The 353-nt window shown below is 56.4% G+C and carries 1 protein-coding gene; it reads left to right on the forward strand.

The features are described from left to right. On the forward strand, positions 1-353 hold a 353-nt coding region (locus FKW19_RS12620; protein ID WP_150225426.1), incomplete at both ends, for a transposase.

Here is a 353-nt window from a genome sequence, read left to right on the forward strand (position 1 = left end):
ACGCTCAACAATTTGTCTGATGAGCGGACGGAATATCTGATCAACGATCGCCTCTCCTTTATGCGTTTCCTTGGTCTGGGACTTTCGGATCGGGTGCCGGATGCCAAAACGGTCTGGCTGTTCCGCGAGCGTCTGACCCAGGCGGGTGCGATCGAAGGGCTGTTCAACCGCTTTGATGCGACCCTGCGCAACGCCGGGTATTTACCGATGTCAGGCCAGATCCTGGATGCCACACTGGTAGCTGCTCCAAAGCAGCGGAACACCAACGCAGAGAAAGCCGATCTTCGGGAAGGACGTATTCCTGAAGACTGGCAGGACAAACCCGCAAAGCTGTCGCACAAGGATCGTCATGC

The sequence above is a fragment of the Acetobacter sp. DmW_125128 genome, assembly GCF_008704325.1.
GTDB lineage: Bacteria > Pseudomonadota > Alphaproteobacteria > Acetobacterales > Acetobacteraceae > Acetobacter > Acetobacter oryzifermentans.